This is a genomic window from Pseudomonas sp. 8AS, from assembly GCF_902506505.1.
Lineage (GTDB): Bacteria > Pseudomonadota > Gammaproteobacteria > Pseudomonadales > Pseudomonadaceae > Aquipseudomonas.
Window position 1 is genome coordinate 2,646,948 of sequence record NZ_LR733406.1, and the last position, 17,428, is coordinate 2,664,375.

Annotated in this window: 16 protein-coding genes; 9 read left to right on the plus strand and 7 right to left on the minus strand. The window is 65.6% G+C overall.

The features are described 5' to 3' along the window. Nucleotides 1-52: 52 nt before the first annotated feature. Entirely contained in the window at nucleotides 53-1,588 is a 1,536-nt protein-coding gene (gpmI, locus tag GV001_RS12270; protein ID WP_160080165.1) for a 2,3-bisphosphoglycerate-independent phosphoglycerate mutase, read from the minus strand. Nucleotides 1,589-1,729: 141 nt separating this feature from the next. Here gpmI and GV001_RS12275 point away from each other — a divergent pair, with 141 nt between their 5' ends. Genes GV001_RS12275 through secB form a run of 3 tightly spaced genes read left to right on the plus strand, consistent with a single transcriptional unit; the run spans nucleotide 1,730 to nucleotide 2,920 of the window. Next, nucleotides 1,730-2,143, plus strand: a complete 414-nt coding sequence (locus tag GV001_RS12275; RefSeq protein WP_160080167.1) for a rhodanese-like domain-containing protein — start codon at nucleotides 1,730-1,732, stop codon at nucleotides 2,141-2,143. 1 nt (nucleotide 2,144) lies between these two features. Beyond that, a complete protein-coding gene (grxC, locus tag GV001_RS12280) occupies nucleotides 2,145-2,399 on the plus strand; it encodes a glutaredoxin 3 (protein ID WP_160080169.1) in 255 nt (84 codons plus the stop codon). 35 nt (nucleotides 2,400-2,434) lie between these two features. Continuing rightward, on the plus strand, nucleotides 2,435-2,920 hold the full coding sequence (secB, locus tag GV001_RS12285) for a protein-export chaperone SecB (protein WP_160080171.1): 486 nt from the start codon (nucleotides 2,435-2,437) through the stop codon (nucleotides 2,918-2,920). Nucleotides 2,921-3,042: 122 nt separating this feature from the next. Here the strand turns inward: secB and trmL are convergent, their stop codons facing one another. Beyond that, a complete protein-coding gene (gene trmL, locus GV001_RS12290; protein ID WP_160080173.1) occupies nucleotides 3,043-3,504 on the minus strand; it encodes a tRNA (uridine(34)/cytosine(34)/5-carboxymethylaminomethyluridine(34)-2'-O)-methyltransferase TrmL in 462 nt (153 codons plus the stop codon). A 95-nt stretch (nucleotides 3,505-3,599) separates the two neighbouring features. Here trmL and GV001_RS12295 point away from each other — a divergent pair, with 95 nt between their 5' ends. Then, complete coding sequence (locus tag GV001_RS12295) at nucleotides 3,600-4,202, plus strand: hypothetical protein (protein WP_160080175.1); 603 nt, start codon at nucleotides 3,600-3,602, stop codon at nucleotides 4,200-4,202. Between the two features lie 460 nt (nucleotides 4,203-4,662). On the opposite strand, the gene ntrC is transcribed toward GV001_RS12295, so the two are convergent. From ntrC to glnA, 5 genes are all read right to left on the minus strand, one after another. After that, entirely contained in the window at nucleotides 4,663-6,096 is a 1,434-nt protein-coding gene (ntrC, locus tag GV001_RS12300) for a nitrogen regulation protein NR(I) (RefSeq protein ID WP_160080177.1), read from the minus strand. Between the two features lie 2 nt (nucleotides 6,097-6,098). After that, entirely contained in the window at nucleotides 6,099-7,178 is a 1,080-nt protein-coding gene (glnL, locus tag GV001_RS12305; RefSeq protein ID WP_160080179.1) for a nitrogen regulation protein NR(II), read from the minus strand. 193 nt (nucleotides 7,179-7,371) lie between these two features. Then, entirely contained in the window at nucleotides 7,372-7,995 is a 624-nt protein-coding gene (locus tag GV001_RS12310) for a DUF4124 domain-containing protein (protein ID WP_160080181.1), read from the minus strand. 33 nt (nucleotides 7,996-8,028) lie between these two features. Continuing rightward, nucleotides 8,029-8,586 carry a DUF4124 domain-containing protein gene (locus tag GV001_RS12315; RefSeq protein ID WP_160080183.1) on the minus strand — a complete coding sequence of 186 codons (558 nt, stop codon included), beginning with the start codon at nucleotides 8,584-8,586 and terminating at the stop codon, nucleotides 8,029-8,031. A gap of 214 nt (nucleotides 8,587-8,800) precedes the next feature. Beyond that, the gene (gene glnA / locus GV001_RS12320) at nucleotides 8,801-10,207 is read right to left on the minus strand and encodes a type I glutamate--ammonia ligase (RefSeq protein ID WP_160080185.1); all 1,407 of its coding nucleotides are present in this window, start codon (nucleotides 10,205-10,207) and stop codon (nucleotides 8,801-8,803) included. 332 nt (nucleotides 10,208-10,539) lie between these two features. Here glnA and thiI point away from each other — a divergent pair, with 332 nt between their 5' ends. The 5 genes from thiI (at nucleotide 10,540) to cptA (ending at nucleotide 17,388) form a co-directional block, all read left to right on the plus strand. Beyond that, complete coding sequence (gene thiI, locus GV001_RS12325; RefSeq protein WP_160080187.1) at nucleotides 10,540-11,997, plus strand: tRNA uracil 4-sulfurtransferase ThiI; 1,458 nt, start codon at nucleotides 10,540-10,542, stop codon at nucleotides 11,995-11,997. Nucleotides 11,998-12,122: 125 nt separating this feature from the next. Continuing rightward, entirely contained in the window at nucleotides 12,123-13,934 is a 1,812-nt protein-coding gene (gene typA, locus GV001_RS12330; protein WP_160080189.1) for a translational GTPase TypA, read from the plus strand. Between the two features lie 179 nt (nucleotides 13,935-14,113). Beyond that, nucleotides 14,114-14,761, plus strand: a complete 648-nt coding sequence (locus GV001_RS12335; protein WP_160080191.1) for a DUF1326 domain-containing protein — start codon at nucleotides 14,114-14,116, stop codon at nucleotides 14,759-14,761. Beyond that, nucleotides 14,758-15,537: a DUF2182 domain-containing protein gene (locus GV001_RS12340; protein ID WP_160080193.1), complete on the plus strand. Its 780-nt coding sequence runs from the start codon at nucleotides 14,758-14,760 to the stop codon at nucleotides 15,535-15,537. Before GV001_RS12335 ends, GV001_RS12340 begins: the two co-directional genes overlap by 4 nt. Before the next feature lie 120 nt (nucleotides 15,538-15,657). Further along, complete coding sequence (gene cptA, locus GV001_RS12345; protein ID WP_160080195.1) at nucleotides 15,658-17,388, plus strand: phosphoethanolamine transferase CptA; 1,731 nt, start codon at nucleotides 15,658-15,660, stop codon at nucleotides 17,386-17,388. The last annotated feature ends 40 nt before the right edge of the window (nucleotides 17,389-17,428 follow it).

Consider the following 17,428-nt stretch of genomic DNA (forward strand, 5'->3'; position numbering starts at 1 on the left):
AAAAAAACGCCCGCCGACGAGAGCCGGCAGGCGTTTCGCGACGTGGGGCGCTTTATTTCAGACTGATGATGCTGGTGCCGGTCATTTCCTGCGGGATCGGCAGGCCCATCAGGGTCAGCAGGGTCGGCGCCACGTCGGCCAGCACGCCGCCTTCACGGAGGCTCGCCGGGCGTTTGCCGACATAGATGAACGGCACCGGCTCGCAGGTGTGCGCGGTGTGCGCCTGGCCGGTGCACTCGTCTTCCATCTGCTCGACGTTGCCGTGGTCGGCGGTGATCAGCGCTTCGCCGCCGACCTTGTCCAGCGCGGCAACGATGCGCCCGACGCAGGTGTCCAGGCATTCCACGGCGGCCACGGCGGCAGAGAACACGCCGGTATGGCCGACCATGTCGCCGTTGGCGTAGTTGACGATGATCACGTCATACCGCTGGTTCTCGATGGCCTCGACGATCTTGTCGGTCACTTGCGGCGCGCTCATCTGCGGCTGCAGGTCGTAGGTGGCGACGTTCGGCGAGGGGATGAGGATGCGCTCCTCTCCGGCGAACGGCTCTTCGCGGCCGCCGGAGAAGAAGAAGGTGACGTGGGCGTACTTCTCGGTCTCGGCGATGCGCAGCTGGGTCTTGCCGTTGTTCGCCAGGTACTCGCCGAGCACGTTGGTCAGGGGTTCCGGCTTGTAGGCGCTGGGCGCCGGGATGCTCGCCGCGTACTGGGTGAGCATGATGAAGCCGGCCAGTTGCGGCACACGCGCGCGCTCGAACTCGTTGAACCCGGGCTCGACGAAGGCGCGGGTCAGCTCGCGGGCGCGGTCGGCGCGGAAGTTCATGAACACGATGGCGTCGCCGTCTTCGACTTTCACCGGGGTGCCGATAGTGGTGGCCTTGACGAATTCGTCGCTCTCGCCGCGCTCGTAGGCGGCGGCCAGGCCCTCAACGGCGCTGGCGGCATTGAACTGGCCCTGGCCTTCGACGATCAGGTGGTAGGCCTGCTCGACGCGGTCCCAGCGGTTGTCGCGGTCCATGGCGAAGTAGCGGCCGGTGAGGCTGGCGATGCGGCCCTTGCCGAGCCTGGCGAAGGTGGCGTCGAGCAGCTCGATGGACGGCTGGGCGCTTTTCGGCGGGGTATCGCGGCCGTCGAGGAAGGCGTGCAGGTAGATCTTCTCGGCGCCGCGCCCGGCGGCCAGCTCGGCCATGGCCACCAGGTGGTCCTGGTGGCTGTGCACGCCGCCATCCGACAGCAGGCCGAGGATATGCACGGCCTTACCGGCGCTTACGGCCTTGTCCACGGCACCGGTGATGGCGGCATTGCTGAAGAACTCGCCATCGCGGATCGCCTTGGTCACCCGGGTGAAGTCCTGGTACACCACGCGGCCGGCGCCGAGGTTCATGTGGCCGACCTCGGAGTTGCCCATCTGCCCGTCCGGCAGGCCGACATCCATGCCGCTGCCTGAGATCAAACCATGCGGCTGGGTGGCGCGCAGGCGGTCGTAGACCGGCGTGTGGGCCGCGTGGATGGCGTTGTACTCGGGGTTGTCGCTGTGGCCGAAGCCGTCGAGGATGATCAGGACCAGGGGTTTGGGCGTGGCGCTCATAAAAGCTGGCTCGCTGTGCATGGGTCGAAAAAGGTCGCACATTCTACGGTCAACGGCCCGCGCCGTCACCGCTGGGCGGGGCTTGGCCGACCAGTGTGGCTGTGTATACTGGCCGGCATTTTAACGCCCTGGAACTCCGCGATGTTGGCCCACCTGATTGAATTTGCCACTAACCACTATGTACTGACCGCATGCTTCGCCTTCCTGCTGGTGCTGCTGATCGTCACCGAGCTGCGCAAGGGCGGCAAGAGCCTGTCCAGCCGTGAGCTGACCAGCCTGGTCAACGGCGAGCAGGGCCTGGTGCTGGACGTGCGCAACAACAAGGACTTCGCCAGCGGCCACATCGTCGGCGCCCTGAACATCCCTTTCGACAAGCTCGCCAGCCGCATGGCCGAGCTGGACAAGCACAAGGCCAAGACCATCATCGTGGTCGATGCCATGGGCCAGCACGCCGGCAGCGTTGCCCGCGACCTGCAGAAGGCCGGCTTCACCGCGGCCAAACTGGGCGGCGGCATCGCCACCTGGCGTGGCGACAACTTGCCCGTGGTCAAGTGACATGCCCGAGATTGTGGTTTACTCCAGCGCCTGGTGCCCCTACTGCGTCCGCGCCAAGCAACTGCTGAGCAGCAAGGGTGTGGCCTTCCACGACATCAGCGTCGACGGCAAGCCCGAGGCGCGCGCCGAGATGACGCGCAAGGCCGGGCGCACCTCGGTACCGCAGATCTGGATCGGCAGCACCCATGTCGGTGGCTGCGACGACCTTTATGCCCTGGAGCGCGCCGGCAAGCTGGATGCGCTGCTGCAGGCCTGAACCCTTTCAGAAACCCGTAATAAGAAGACTTCGTCATGACTGAACAAGCAAACAACGGTGCCGCCCAAGCCGAGCAAGGGCCTCAGTTCTCCCTGCAGCGCATCTATGTGAAGGATCTGTCCTTCGAAGCGCCGAAGAGCCCGGAGATCTTCCGTCAGGAGTGGGCGCCGAGCGTCGCGCTGGACCTGAACACCCGTCAGAAGACCCTGGACGGCGACTTCCACGAAGTGGTGCTGACCCTCTCGGTGACCGTGAAGACCGGCGAAGAGACCGCCTTCATCGCCGAAGTGCAGCAGGCCGGGATCTTCCTGATCAAGGGCCTGGATGCCGCGTCCATGAGCCACACCCTCGGCGCCTTCTGCCCGAACCTGCTGTTCCCCTACGCCCGCGAGACCCTGGACAGCCTGGTGGTGCGCGGTTCCTTCCCGGCGCTGATGCTGGCCCCGGTGAACTTCGACGCCCTCTACGCCCAGGAGCTGCAGCGCATGCAGTCCGCCGGCGAGGCGACCGCCCAGGCCTGAGGCCGGCGGTGATGAAAGAAGCGCCCCGCGGGGCGCTTTTTTTCTGCCTGGATTTACCTGATAGGGGCGGGCTCTGCTCGCGAAGCTTTTGCCTGGCCTGGGTTCGCGAGCAGAGCGCGCTCCTACTGCATGGCGAAATCGTTCTGCCGCCAGGCCTCGTAGACCACCACGGCCACCGCGTTGGACAGGTTGAGGCTGCGGCACTCCGGGCGCATCGGCATGCGCAGGCGCTGCTGGTCGGGGATCTGTTCGAGGATCTCGCTGGGCAGGCCGCGGCTTTCCGGGCCGAACAGCAGCAGGTCGCCGCGGCGGAACTGCATTTGCGCGTAGCTGTGGCTGGCTTTTGTGGTGAATGCCAATACCCTGTCGCACTGGGTCTCTGCGATGCAGTCGCGCAAGGATTGGTGGCGCTTCAAGGTCGCGTATTCGTGATAATCCAGGCCGGCGCGGCGCAGGCGCTTGTCGTCCAGTTCAAAACCCAGGGGCTCGATCAGGTGCAGCTGGCAGCCGGTGTTGGCGCACAAGCGGATGATGTTGCCGGTGTTCGGCGGGATCTCGGGCTGGAACAGAACGACATGGAACATGGGGCGGGCTCGGGACAGGGCGGAGGCCGACATTCTACAGTGTGCCACCGCGTGCCGTTGAGCGCGGGGGCGGCAGACTTGCAAGGGGGGCGCAGTTGGAGGACGTTACGCGAGAGAAGGCCGAGGCGGACGGGCTGTCCGCCGAAGAGCGCCGGCAGCTGCAGGCCCAGGCGCAGGAGGAGGCCGCGGCCGCGCGCCAGGCACAGGTCGAGCGCCTGCGCCGCGGTTCGCTCTGGCTGGCTGCGGTGATCCTCATGGGGCTGCTGGTGGGGCTGATGATCGGCCGGGTGGTCAAGGGCGTGCCCAACCTGGCCAGCGTCAGGCCAACCGTGCAGGCCGAGGTCGCCGCGCGGGTTATCGAGGTGCGGCCGGAGCATGGCGACCGTGGCCTGGTGCTGCAGATCCTGCTGGATCGCCCGCTGCCTTACCGGCGCAGCGAGGAAAGCGGCGCGGTGAGCCTGCGCCTGCCGGGTGCGCAGCTGGCCGGCGCGGCGCGGCGCGGCCGCGTTCAGGCGGACGGGCGCAGCCTGTCCTGGCGGGTCGAGAACCGGGGCGCGGATGTGCAGGTGCTGCTGGTCGGCCTGGGCGAGCGCCTCGAGGTGCACGAGCGCCTGGAGGCGGCCGGCGAGCACTGGTTGCTGCGGATCGAGGTGCCGCTGGCACCGCCCGCCGCGGTTGCCTCGCCTCCGGCCAGGTGACGCGGCTGGCGGGCCTTGACTGGTAGCGCCAGAAAGCACAAAGGCCACCCGCGAAGGTGGCCTTTGTGTTGCACTTGTAAAAGAGGGGAATCCCCGGCCTGCCTGTACCAAGGTCCCCGAAACTGGGATTGCTAGAGTCTATGCAGGCTGTGTGCCAGTTTTATTACGACGGCTGCAGGCCTTGTGAATACTGGGTTGCAACGCTTTCTGGCGGTTCGCTGCGGGCGCTGGCGGGGCCGCGCTTGAACCGCTGCTGTGCACCGGAGCGAGGCGGGTGCATTGCTCTGGCGCACTGGCCTGATTGGGCTGAAGCGGCTCCTGCGGGAGGTCGCGTGGTCGCCCCAGGCGAAGGCCCGTGGGAGCGGCTTTAGCCGCCAAGCTCTTTCAGATCGCCGTTGTGCGGCGCCATGAAAAACGGGCCCGATCGGGCCCGTTTTCTGGGTGGTGCCGAGCGTGAGGCTTATTCGTCGCCGTCGTCGTCATCGCCGCCGTCGACCTTCATGCCCAGTTCCTTGATCTTGCGGGTCAGGGTGTTGCGCCCCCAGCCCAGCAGCACCGCGGCGTCGCGGCGGCGGCCGGCGGTGTGCTTGAGCGCGGTCTCGATCATGATCCGTTCGAAGGCCGGTACGGCGCTATCGAGCAGGCTGGACTGGCCGCGACCCAGGGACTGGTCGGCCCACTGGCGCAGGGCCTGTTCCCAGTTGGTCGCCGGGGCGCTTTCCTGGGGCTGGGTGAGCAGTTCCGGCGGCAGGTCGTCGACGTGCACTTCGCGCCCGGAGGCCATCACGGTGATCCAGCGGCAGGTGTTCTCCAACTGGCGCACGTTGCCCGGCCACGGCAGGTGCTTGAGGTAGTCCTCGGTCTCGCTCTTCAGCAGCTTGGGCTCGACGGCCAGCTCCTGGGCGGCGCGGGCGAGGAAGTGGCGGGCCAGGGTCGGGATGTCCTCGCGGCGATCCGACAGGCGCGGGATGTGGATGCGGATCACGTTGAGGCGGTGGAACAGGTCTTCGCGGAACTTGCCGGCCTGCACCAGGGTTTCCAGGTTCTGGTGGGTGGCGGCGATGATGCGCACGTCGACCTTGACCGGCGTGTGGCCGCCGACCCGGTAGAACTCGCCGTCGGCCAGCACGCGCAGCAACCGTGTTTGCGTATCGGCCGGCATGTCGCCGATCTCGTCGAGGAACAGGGTGCCGCCGTCGGCCTGCTCGAAACGTCCGCGGCGCTGGTTGGCCGCGCCGGTGAAGGCGCCTTTCTCGTGGCCGAACAGCTCGGATTCCATCAGGTCCTTGGGGATCGCCGCCATGTTCAGCGCGATGAACGGCGAAGCCGCGCGCGGGCTGTGACGGTGCAGGGCGTGGGCCACCAGCTCCTTGCCGGTGCCCGACTCGCCGTTGATCAGCACGGTGATGTTGGAGTGGCTGAGGCGACCGATGGCGCGGAACACCTCCTGCATGGCCGGCGCTTCGCCGATGATTTCCGGGGTGGCGGCCTGCTCGACCGGTACGGCCAGGCCCTGCTGCTCCTGGGCGTGCTGGTTGGCGCGCTTGACCAGGGACACGGCCTCGTCGACATCGAACGGCTTGGGCAGGTACTCGAAGGCGCCGCCCTGGTAGGAGGCCACGGCGCTGTCCAGGTCGGAATGGGCGGTCATGATGATTACCGGCAGGCGCGGGTGCAGGTCGCGGATCCGCGCCAGCAACTCCAGGCCGCTGGCGCCCGGCATGCGGATGTCGGAGATGATCACGTCCGGCTGCTGGCGGGAGAGGCGGCTGAGTACGCCGTCGGCGCTGTCGAAACTCTGGGTGGTCATGCCTTCCTGCTGCAGGGCCTTTTCCAGCACCCAGCGGATGGAGCGGTCGTCATCGACGATCCAGACGGTTTCACTGCGGCTCATGACTAACAGGCTCCTTGTTCCAGGGGCAGGAAGATCGAGAACACGGTATGGCCGGGGTGGCTCTCGCATTCGATCAGCCCCTGGTGCTGACTGATGATGTTCTGGGTGATGGCCAGGCCCAGCCCGGTACCGTCCGGACGGCCGCTGACCATGGGATAGAAGATGGTTTCCTGCAGCTCGGCGGGAATGCCCGGGCCGTTGTCGATGATCTCCACCTTGACCACCAGGCGGTGGCGGGTGTGGCCGATGGTGAACTGGCGCAGGGTGCGGGTGCGCAGGCTGATGCGGCCCAGGCGCAGGTCGCTCTGCCCGGCCAGCGCCTGCATGGCGTTGCGCACTATGTTGAGCACGGCCTGGATCATCTGCTCGCGGTCGATCAGCACATCGGGGATGCTCGGGTCGTAGTCGCGCACCAGGGTGATGCTGCCCTGGCATTCGGCCTCGATCAGGCTGCTGACCCGCTCCAGAACCTCATGGATGTTGGTCATGGCCAGGCTCGGCAGCTTGTTCGAGCCGAGCATGCGGTCGACCAGATTACGCAGCCGATCCGCCTCCTCGATGATCACGTTGGTGTAATCCCGCAGGCTGTCTTCCGGCAGTTCGCGGGCCAGCAGCTGGGCGGCGCCGCGGATGCCGCCGAGCGGGTTCTTGATCTCGTGGGCCAGGCCGCGCACCAGCAGCTTGGTGGTTTCCTGCTTGGACAGTTGCGCCTCTTCCTTGGTGATCCGTAGCAGGCGGTCGCGCGGGTGCACTTCCAGCAGCAGCAGGGTCTGGCCGCGGTTGAGGATCGGCGTGACGGCGTAGTCCACGGTGATGGTCTGGCCGCTCAGCGAGGTGAGCAGGGCTTCGCGCTTGGTGAAGGGGTGCGCGTGCTCGACGGCCTGGCGCAGGGAGCTGAGCGCTTCCGCCGATTCGGTGAACAGTTCGCTGATGAACTGGCCGTGGCTGCGCTGGCCACTGACGGCCAGGAGCATCTCCGCCGCCGGGTTCATGTACTCAAGACGCAGGTCGTCGTTGAGCAGAATGGTGGCGGTGGTCAGGTTGTCCAGCAGCAGGCGCAGCAGTGTGTCGTTCAGGTTCATGGGCAGGCATCCGGCAATGGGCAGGAAAATGCAAGAAGCAAACCAAAGCCCTGAAAAGTTGCGTGGTTTCTGCTGGTGGCGCGGTTTTGGCTGCTTTTCAGCGCAGTGTGTGGCGCGCGGGATGAACCAAAACAGGGAGAGTATAGAAATCGGTGCAGATCAATGCGTCATATTGGTGCATTGATCCGCCGGATCAGATGAAAGGGACCAGGGGGATGTCTCTGGGTTCTGCCGGTTTGTCCTTTAGCGGGCATTCCGGGCGCACGCCGTAGTCGGCTTTCTTGCACGGATTGGCCTGGCGCTTCTGCGCCAGGGAGATGCGCTTGATGTGCACCGGCTGGCTCGGCGTGCGCTCGACGATGCGTCCGCCGGCATCGAGGATTTCCACCGACAGCTGGTGGGTGCCGCGATCGATGTTCTCCAGCGGGAAGACCGGGCTGCGGCCGGGCTGGCCGACGGGCTGGCCGTCCATGATCAGGCGGAAGTTATGCTCCGGCAGCAGGCCGGGCTCGCTGGTGGCGGTGACGATCAGGTTGCCGGCCTGGTCGATGATGGTCGCGTCCGGCTCGGGGATGAGGATGCGCAGCAGCTGGTAGGCCGGCGGCTTGGGCTCCTCCAGGGTCAGCGAGACCGGTGGGCGGGCCACCTCTACGCCGTTCATGCTGTTGGACGGCGCCATCTCGATGCGTTCGGCGCGCTCGGAGGGCGGCTGGTCGGTGAACACCCGGTTGCCGTCGGCATCGATGTAGGTGTAGACGCCGGCCTGCGCGGGCAGGCCGGTGAGGCAGAGAAGCAGACAGAACAGCGGGCGATACATAAGCGTCGGGTTGCTCGCGGGGAAATGGCGGGATTACGGGGCCGGCTTGGGGGTTGGCGTCGGCGTCGGCTTGGGCCGCGCCGGGCTGTTGATGCTGATGCGCTGCACGGTGAAGGTCAGGGTAGGGCTCTGCTGGATGACCTGGTCGCCGCTGAGTACCTCGACCGCCAGGCTGTGCTCGCCGCGATCGGCGTTGGTCACCTGCAGGCGGGTGACATTGCTCGGCTGGCCATGGGGTTTGCCATCCAGCAGCAGGCGCAAGCGGTGCCCGGGGATCAGGCGCGGCTCGATCTCCACGCCGACGGTGAAGGTGCCGTTGTTGGCCCGCAGCGCTTCCTCGGTGGGGATGTCGGTGAGCTGCAGCACCTGGTAGGCATCCTGCGCGGCGGCAGGCGTGGGCGCCTCGGCGGCGATGCTGGGCTTTTGCGCTGGCACCGCGTTGGTCGGCGGCAGTTCGACGGATTGCGCCGCCTGGCCTTCCGGTGGCTGGTTGGTGAACACGGTGTTGCCGTTGGCATCGGTGTATTTGTAGATCTGCGCGGCGGCCGGCAGGGCCAGGGCGCAGAGCAGGCAGGCGGTGAGCAGGCGCATCGGTGTACTCCCGGGTGAGCTGGCGTTAAGCCTTGCATCTGCAGGCCGGACTGGCAAGGGCGGGGCTCCTGCAGCGTGCTGCGGCGCAAGAAAAGACCGGGTTGGGTGGGGTGGTGGCGCGGCTGGCGGCAAGGGTGAGGCGGTGCAGGGAGTTGGCGGCGGTAAGACGAAAAAAAGGCCTCCCGAAGGAGGCCTCTTGCATCACGCGGCAGGCTTAGACGCTGTAGTACAGGTCGTATTCCAGCGGGTGCACGAAGGTACGTACCTTGATTTCTTCAGCCGATTTCAGCTCGGTGAAGGCTTCCAGGAAGTCCTTGCTGAATACGTTGCCCTTGAGCAGGAAGTCGTGGTCGGCCTCCAGGGCCTCCAGGGCTTCTTTCAGGCTGCCGCACACCTGCGGGATCAGCTTGGACTCTTCCGGCGGCAGGTCGTACAGGTTCTTGTCGGCCGCATCGCCAGGGTGGATCTTGTTCTGGATACCGTCGATACCGGCCATCAGCAGGGCGGCGAAGGCCAGGTACGGGTTGGCAGCCGGATCCGGGAAGCGCGCCTCGATGCGGCGGCCTTTCGGGCTGGCGACGTACGGGATGCGGATCGAGGCGGAACGGTTGCGGGCCGAGTAGGCCAGCATGACCGGAGCTTCGAAGCCCGGGACCAGACGCTTGTAGGAGTTGGTCGACGGGTTGGTCAGGGCGTTCAGCGCCTTGCCGTGCTTGATGATACCGCCGATGAAGTACAGGGCGGTGTCGGACAGACCGGCATAGCCTTCGCCGGCGAAGGTGTTCTTGCCATCCTTGGAGATGGACATGTGCACGTGCATGCCCGAGCCGTTGTCGCCGTACAGCGGCTTCGGCATGAAGGTCGCGGTCTTGCCGTAGGCGTCGGCCACGTTGTGCACGCAGTACTTCAGAGTCTGAACTTCGTCGGCCTTCTTCACCAGGGTGTTGAACTTGACGCCGATTTCGTTCTGGCCGGCAGTGGCCACTTCGTGGTGGTGCACTTCGACGATCTGGCCCATTTCTTCCAGGGCGTTGCACATGGCGGTGCGGATTTCGTGGTCGTAGTCGGACGGCGGGGTCGGCAGGTAGCCGCCCTTGACTGCTACGCGGTGGCCCTTGTTGCCGCCTTCGAAGTCGCCGTCGCTGTTCCAGGCGGCCTGTTCGGAGAAGATCTTGAACATCGAGCCGGACATGTCCGACTTGAACTTGACCTGGTCGAAGATGAAGAACTCCGGCTCCGGGCCGACGAATACGGTGTCACCGATACCGGTGCTTTTCAGGAATTCTTCGGCGCGCTTGGCGATCGCGCGCGGGTCGCGGTCGTAGCCCTGCATGGTGGACGGCTCGATCACGTCGCAGACCAGGATCAGGGTCGGCTCTTCGGTGAAGGGGTCCAGAACGGCGCTGTCGTCTTCCGGCAGCAGGATCATGTCGGAGGCTTCGATGCCTTTCCAGCCGTCCAGGGAGGAACCGTCGAACATCTTGCCGTGTTCGAAGAAGTCTTCGTCCAGGGCGTCGCGGGCCGGCATGGTGATGTGGTGCTGTTGGCCACGAATGTCGGTGAAGCGCAGGTCTACCCACTTCACATCGTGTTCTTTGATCAGTTGAATTGCCTTAGACATGCTGTCCTCCAGGTGGAAAGAGGCGGGTTATGGGGCCGCCTCCGAATATGTGTGAAGCCGGGCGGGATAATCCGCTTGAGCGACTTGCCTCACAAGGGAGCAATTAGTGTGCCAGTGCACGGGAATGGGCGCCACGCCTGAAAATCAGGCGTTGCGCGGCTTGCACAAGTTTTTCCACCCTGCAGAGTGCTTCTTTTTGGTGCCTGTTTTTATTGAGATGCACCATTTTAGGTCTTTTGCATTCTGTCGAGTTGTTTCTGGTTAAAGCTTGAGCAATTTCCGCTATAATCCGCGCCCTTCTTTTTTCGGCTGCCTGGCGTACGCGCTGTCCCATGAAACTCATCGTCAAACCCTTCGCGGAAATCACCATCAAGAGCCGGCCGGTGCGCAAGCAGTTCATCCGCCAGCTGGCGAAGAACATCCGCACGGTGCTGCGTGACCTGGACCCGGCGCTTGAGGTGCAGGGCGAGTGGGACAACCTCGACCTGATCAGCCAGGTGTGCGAGCCGAAGATCCAGGCGGAGATGTTCGAGCGCCTGCGCAACACCCCGGGCATCGCCCACTTCCTCGAAGTGCACGAATACCCCTACGTCGATTTCGACGACACCTTCGAGAAGTGCCGCGCGCATTTCGGCGCCCAGCTGCCCGGCAAGCGCTTCGCCGTGCGCTGCAAGCGCGCCGGCAATACCCATGATTTCACCTCGGTGGATCTGGCCGGCCACATCGGCAGCCGCCTGCGCCGCGAGTGCGGCGCCAGTGGCATCGACCTGAAGAATCCCGAGACCGAAGTGCGCCTCGAGGTGCGTTACCAGCGCCTGCTGATCATCCATGCCCAGCACGAAGGTCTGGGTGGCTACCCGCTGGGTTCGATCGAGCAGACCCTGGTGCTGATGTCCGGCGGTTTCGATTCCACCGTCGCTGCCTATCAGATGATGCGCCGCGGCCTGCTGACCCACTTCTGCTTCTTCAACCTCGGCGGCCGCGCCCACGAGCTGGGCGTGATGGAAGTGGCGCACCACCTGTGGCAGAAGTTCGGCAGCTCGCACCGCGTACTCTTTATTAGCGTGCCGTTCGAGGAAGTGGTCGGCGAGATCCTCGGCAAGGTCGACAACAGCCAGATGGGCGTGATCCTCAAGCGCATGATGCTGCGCGCCGCCAGCCGTATCGCCGAAGAGCTGCGCATCGACGCCCTGGTCACCGGCGAGGCGATCAGCCAGGTGTCCAGCCAGACCCTGCCCAACCTCTCGGTGATCGATTCGGCCACCGACATGCTGGTGCTGCGCCCGCTGATCGCCAGCCACAAGCAGGACATCATCGACTGCGCCACGCGGATCGGTACCGCCGAGTTCGCCAAGCACATGCCCGAGTACTGCGGCGTGATCTCGGTGAACCCGACCACCCGGGCCAAGGCGGGGCGCATCGAACACGAAGAAAGCCATTTCGACATGGCCATCCTCGAGCGCGCCCTGGAGCGCGCCACGCGGATTACCGTCGATCGGGTGATCGACGAGCTGGGCCAGGATCTGCAGGTCGAGGAGGTCGGCGAAGCGCTACCCGGGCAGATCGTCCTCGACATCCGCCATCCGGATGCCGCCGAAGACGAGCCGCTGGTGTTGCCGGGCATCGAGGTCCAGACTCTGCCGTTCTACGCGATCAACAACCGCTTCAAGGAACTGGATGCCAATCGTCAGTACCTGCTGTATTGCGATAAGGGTGTCATGAGCCGCCTGCATGCTCACCATCTGTTGAGCGAGGGGCATGCCAATGTGCGCGTTTATCGTCCGGCATAAACAGCCGGGTTGGCTCGGTGGCAGTATCCGCCACCGCCCTCCCGACCGGCTGTTGCGTTGAAGCCTTGCCGAATTTTATTGCCGCCATCAGTCGCGGCCGCTGAATCCTTAATCGAGACGACACTGTGATCGAAAATCTCCGCAATATCGCCATCATCGCCCACGTCGACCATGGCAAAACCACCCTGGTAGACAAACTGCTGCGCCTGTCCGGCACCCTCGACCGCAAAGAGCTGGAATCCGAGCGCGTGATGGACTCCAACGACCAGGAAAAAGAGCGTGGCATCACCATTCTGGCGAAGAACACCGCCCTGAAGTGGAACGGCTACGACATCAACATCGTCGACACCCCCGGCCACGCCGACTTCGGCGGTGAAGTCGAGCGCGTGATGTCGATGGTCGACTCCGTACTGCTGGTGGTCGACGCCCAGGACGGCCCGATGCCACAAACCCGTTTCGTGACCCAGAAGGCGTTCAAGGCCGGCCTGCGACCGATCGTGGTAGTGAACAAGATCGACCGCCCGGGCGCGCGTCCGGACTGGGTCATCGACCAGATCTTCGACCTGTTCGACAACCTCGGTGCCACCGAAGAGCAGCTGGACTTCCCGATCGTCTACGCCAGCGCCCTGAACGGCATCGCCGGTCTGGACCACGAGAACATGGACGACCACATGGATGCCCTGTTCCAGGCCATCGTTGACCACGTGCCGGCGCCGAAAGTCGACGTCGACGGTCCGTTCCAGATGCAGATCTCCCAGCTGGACTACAACAGCTTCCTCGGCGTGATCGGTATCGGCCGCATCGCCCGCGGCAAGGTCAAGACCAACACCCCGGTGGTGGCCATCGGTGCCGACGGCAAGAAGCGTCAGGGCCGCATCCTGAAGATCATGGGTCACTCCGGCCTGCACCGCGTCGAAGTCGCCGAAGCCCAGGCCGGCGACATCGTCTGCGTCAGCGGCATGGACGAGCTGTACATCTCCGACACCCTGTGCGACATGAACAACGTCGAAGCCCTGCCGCCGCTGTCGGTGGACGAGCCGACCGTGTCCATGACCTTCCAGGTCAACGACTCGCCGTTCTGCGGCAAGGAAGGCAAGTTCGTCACCAGCCGCAACATCAAGGAGCGCCTGGAGAAGGAACTGCTGCACAACGTCGCCCTGCGCGTCGAGGAAGGCGAGTCGGCCGACAAGTTCAAGGTCTCCGGCCGTGGCGAACTGCACCTCTCGGTACTGATCGAAACCATGCGTCGCGAAGGCTTCGAAATGGCCGTCGGTCGTCCGGAAGTGGTGATCAAGGAAGTCAACGGCGAGAAACAAGAGCCGTACGAGAACGTCATCGTCGACATCGAGGAAATCCACCAGGGTGCCCTGATGGAGCAGATGGGCCTGCGCAAGGGCGATCTGACCAACATGGTTCCGGATGGCAAGGGTCGCATCCGCCTCGAGTACACCATTCCGGCCCGCGGCCTGATCGGCTTCCGTAACTCCTTCCTGACCATGACCTCGGGTAGCGGCATCCTGACTTCGACCTTCAGCCACTACGGCCCGATCAAGGTCGGCGAAGTCGGCCACCGCCAGAACGGCGTGCTGGTTTCCATGGCCACCGGCAAGGCGCTGACCTACTCGCTGGAAACCCTGCAGGACCGCGGCAAGCTGTTCCTCGAGCCGGGCCAGGACATCTACGAAGGCCAGCTGGCGGGCATCCACAGCCGCGACAACGACCTGGTGATCAACCCCACCAAGGGCAAGAAGCTCGACAACATGCGTGCCTCCGGCAAGGATGAAGTCATCGCCCTGGTGCCGCCGATCAAGTTCACCCTTGAGCAGGCTCTGGAGTTCATCGATGACGACGAACTGGTGGAAGTCACGCCGAAGTCGATTCGTCTGCGCAAGAAGTTCCTCAGCGAAACCGACCGCAAGCGCCACAGCAAGAAGTAAGTTCTAGCTGAGCTGCACCCGACGCCCCCGCAGGCCCTGCCTGCGGGGGCGTTTTCATTGCCGGCGGGAAAGTGCAAGGAGCCGGCCGCGCGCGGGACGAACGGCGCCCCGGGGCGGCGCGGCGGGGCTAGGCTGAAAGAGGCGAGCGGCCCGCCTGGGGCGGTTCGCGGGAGGTCGGCATGAAATCTGTTGAGTGGTATATCGACGGCGTGCAGTTCGGCAGCTGCAACTGCATCTACGCCTGCCCCTGCCAGTTCGAGGGCCTGCCCAGCCAGGGCCACTGCCGCGGTTTCGAGGTGTTGCGCGTCGAGCGCGGGCACTTCGCCGAGGTCGAGCTGGCCGGCCTGCAGGCGGCCATCCTGTACGCCTGGCCGGGGCCGATCTTCGAGGGCCGCGGCGAGATGCAGCTGATCATCGACGAGCGCGCCGACGCCGCGCAGCGTGCGGCCCTGGGCACGGTGCTGCAGGGCGGCGAGACCAGTCCGGGCGCCACCCACTGGTGGGTGTTCCACGCCATGAGCGAGACGGTGCATGCGCCGCTGTTCCTGCCCATCGACTTCAGCCTGGACATCGCGGCGCGCAGCGCCCGGGTCAGCATTGCCGGGGTGCTGGAGTCCGTCGGCCGGCCGATCCTCAGTCCGGCCACTGGCGAAGAGCACCGGGTGCGCATCGATATTCCCGCCGGGATCGAGTTCGAGCTGGCCGAGATCGGCCGGGCCGACACCCGCGCCCGTGCGGCCATCGAACTGGATCTGCAGGACAGCTACGGGCAGTTCAACCGGGTATGGCACTCGCGCGACGGCGTGGTGCACGCGCCGGCGCGATGAGCCTGGAGGCCCTGCTCAAGCGGGACCGCTGGCTGGCGCTGGCGGCGCTGGGCCTGCTGTTGCTGCTGGCCTGGGGCTACGTGCTGAGCGGCGCCGGCATGGGCATGGATGCCTGGGACATGACGCGCATGCCCAGCGCCTTTGGCCTGGCCCCGCGGCCACAGGCCTGGACCTGGGGCTATGCCCTGCTGATGCTGGCCATGTGGTGGGGCATGATGCTGGCGATGATGCTGCCCAGTGCCGCGCCGGTGCTGCTGCTGGTGGCGGCGCTGAATCGGCGCGCCCAGCCGGGACGCCAGCCGTTCGGCAGTTGCGCCGGCTTTGTCGCCGGCTACCTGCTGGCGTGGGGCGGCTTCAGCCTGCTGGCGGTGCTGCTGCAGTGGCTGCTGATGCGCCAGGGCCTGCTCACCGCCATGCTCGGCAACACGTCCCGGCCGCTGGCCGGGGTGATCCTGCTGGTGGCTGGGGCCTGGCAGTTCAGCCCGCTCAAGCATGCCTGCCTGCACCACTGCCAGGCTCCGGTGCAGTTTCTCGTCCAGGCCCGCCAGCGCGGCTGCGGCAGCCTCTGCTCGGGGGCACGGCATGGCCTGTACTGCCTCGGCTGCTGCTGGGCGCTGATGGCCCTGCTGTTTGCCGGCGGGGTGATGAACCTGTACTGGATCATCGGCCTGACCCTCTATGTCATGGCCGAGAAGCTGCTGCCGGGCGACCCCTGGCTGAGCCGCCTGGCCGGCGCCGGCCTGCTGCTCGGCGGCCTGTGGCTGCTGGCGGCCTAGCCGGCAGGGCTGGCAGGGCTGGCACTTGGCCGCCATTTGACGAAGTTTTCACTTCCCGCGTGACAGGGTAGGCAGATATGTCCGGGATTCTTCTGTCCGGCACTGGCACGAGGCATGGGTATGGCGGCAGTTGAACGCATGGCTGGGCGCGGCAAAGGCATCGATTGGGCGGGCCTGGGCTGGATGTTCCTGTTCTTCTGGTACTTCTCCGGGGTGACCCAGCTGCTGATCCAGCTGACCGGCACCGCCGGCTTTGCCGGTTTCCGCCAGGCGTTCCTGCTCAGCGGCTTGTGGCTGGTGCCGCTGCTGCTGTTCCCCGCGCGCGCCCGTCTGCTGGCTGCGCTGCTGGGCGGGGTGCTGTGGCTGTGCTCGCTGGCCGGCTTCGGCTACTTCCTGATCTACGGCCAGGAGTTCTCGCAGAGCGTCATCTTCATCCTGTTCGAGTCGAACGTGAGCGAAGGCAGCGAGTACCTGGCGCAGTACTTCGCCTGGTGGATGGTGCCGGCATTCCTCGCCTACGGCCTGGGTGCCTGGCTGCTGTGGCGCCGGGTACGTCCGGTCTACCTGAGCCGCCCGGTGGCGCTGCTGGCCTCGCTGGCCGTGCTGCTGGCCTCGGTCGGCTACCCGGCGATCCGCCAGTTCAGCAAGCATGACAACCCGCTGACCGCCCTGGAAAACTTCGAGGAGCGCATCGAACCGGCCACGCCCTGGCAGCTGGTGGTGGGCTATCGCCAGTACCGCGCGCAGCTGGCCAACATGCAGGCCCTGCTGGAAGGCAGCCGGCAGATCGCGCCGTTGCAGAACCTGCAGGATGCCCATGCCGGGCAGCCGGCCACCCTGGTGCTGGTCATCGGCGAGTCGACCAACCGCCAGCGCATGAGCCTATACGGCTATCCGCGGCAGACCACCCCCGAGCTGGACCAGCTGCGCGACCAGCTGCAGGTGTTCGACAACGTGGTCACCCCGCGCCCCTACACCATCGAGGCGCTGCAGCAGGTGCTGACCTTCGCCGACCAGGAAAATCCCGAGGCCTACCTGAGCACCCCGTCGCTGGTCAGCCTGATGAAGCAGGCCGGCTACAAGACCTACTGGATCACCAACCAGCAGACCATCACCAAGCGCAACACCATGCTCACCACCTTCTCCAAGCAGGCCGACGAGCAGTTCTACCTGAACAACAACCGCGAGCAGAACGCCCGCCAGTACGACGGCGACGTGTTCGAGCCGTTCGCCAAGGTGTTGGCCGATACGGCGCCGCGCAAGTTCATCGTGGTTCACCTGCTCGGTGCCCACATGAGTTACCAGTACCGCTATCCGCCGCAGTTCGAGCATTTCACCGACCGCAGCGGCGCGCCGGCCTCGGTGACCGACGACCAGCTGCCGACCTACAACAGCTACGACAATGCCGTGCGCTACAACGACCACGTGGTCGCCAGCCTGATCAAGCGCTTCGCCGCCACCGACCCGAACGGCCTGCTGCTGTACCTGGCCGACCACGGCGAGGCGGTGTTCGATGCGCCGAAGGCAGAGGTGCTGGGGCGCAACGAGGCGGCGCCGACCAGCCCGATGTACACCATCCCCTTCATCGTCTGGAATTCGCCGCGCTGGCAGGCCCAGCAGCCGCGCGATTTTGCCCGGACGCTGGGACGGCCCTACAGCAGCGCGCACTTCATCCACACCTGGTCGGACCTGGTCGGGCTGCGTTACGCCGAGTTCGATGCCAGCAAGAGCCTGGTCAGCGCCGCGTTCAAGCCGCGTCCGCTGCTGATCGGCAATCCCGCGCAGCCGCAGAACCTGATCGACTTCAGCCTGATCAAGCCGAAGAAACCGGCCGACCTGGCGCAGAACTGAAGGCAAAAAAAGCCCGGCGCTGGGCCGGGCAAGGTTGCGT

Bases quoted from the DNA above. Each gene is read 5' to 3' on its own strand.
- glnL (WP_160080179.1), bottom strand. From the start codon at position 7,178: ATGAACCTGAACGACACACTGCTGCGCCTGCTGCTGGACAACCTGACC.
- GV001_RS12340 (WP_160080193.1), top strand. From the start codon at position 14,758: ATGAGCCTGGAGGCCCTGCTCAAGCGGGACCGCTGGCTGGCGCTGGCG.
- thiI (WP_160080187.1), top strand. From the start codon at position 10,540: ATGAAACTCATCGTCAAACCCTTCGCGGAAATCACCATCAAGAGCCGG.
- GV001_RS12275 (WP_160080167.1), top strand. From the start codon at position 1,730: ATGTTGGCCCACCTGATTGAATTTGCCACTAACCACTATGTACTGACC.
- GV001_RS12315 (WP_160080183.1), bottom strand. From the start codon at position 8,586: ATGCGCCTGCTCACCGCCTGCCTGCTCTGCGCCCTGGCCCTGCCGGCC.
- trmL (WP_160080173.1), bottom strand. From the start codon at position 3,504: ATGTTCCATGTCGTTCTGTTCCAGCCCGAGATCCCGCCGAACACCGGC.
- glnA (WP_160080185.1), bottom strand. From the start codon at position 10,207: ATGTCTAAGGCAATTCAACTGATCAAAGAACACGATGTGAAGTGGGTA.
- GV001_RS12335 (WP_160080191.1), top strand. From the start codon at position 14,114: ATGAAATCTGTTGAGTGGTATATCGACGGCGTGCAGTTCGGCAGCTGC.
- grxC (WP_160080169.1), top strand. From the start codon at position 2,145: ATGCCCGAGATTGTGGTTTACTCCAGCGCCTGGTGCCCCTACTGCGTC.
- cptA (WP_160080195.1), top strand. From the start codon at position 15,658: ATGGCGGCAGTTGAACGCATGGCTGGGCGCGGCAAAGGCATCGATTGG.
- ntrC (WP_160080177.1), bottom strand. From the start codon at position 6,096: ATGAGCCGCAGTGAAACCGTCTGGATCGTCGATGACGACCGCTCCATC.
- gpmI (WP_160080165.1), bottom strand. From the start codon at position 1,588: ATGAGCGCCACGCCCAAACCCCTGGTCCTGATCATCCTCGACGGCTTC.
- GV001_RS12310 (WP_160080181.1), bottom strand. From the start codon at position 7,995: ATGTATCGCCCGCTGTTCTGTCTGCTTCTCTGCCTCACCGGCCTGCCC.
- secB (WP_160080171.1), top strand. From the start codon at position 2,435: ATGACTGAACAAGCAAACAACGGTGCCGCCCAAGCCGAGCAAGGGCCT.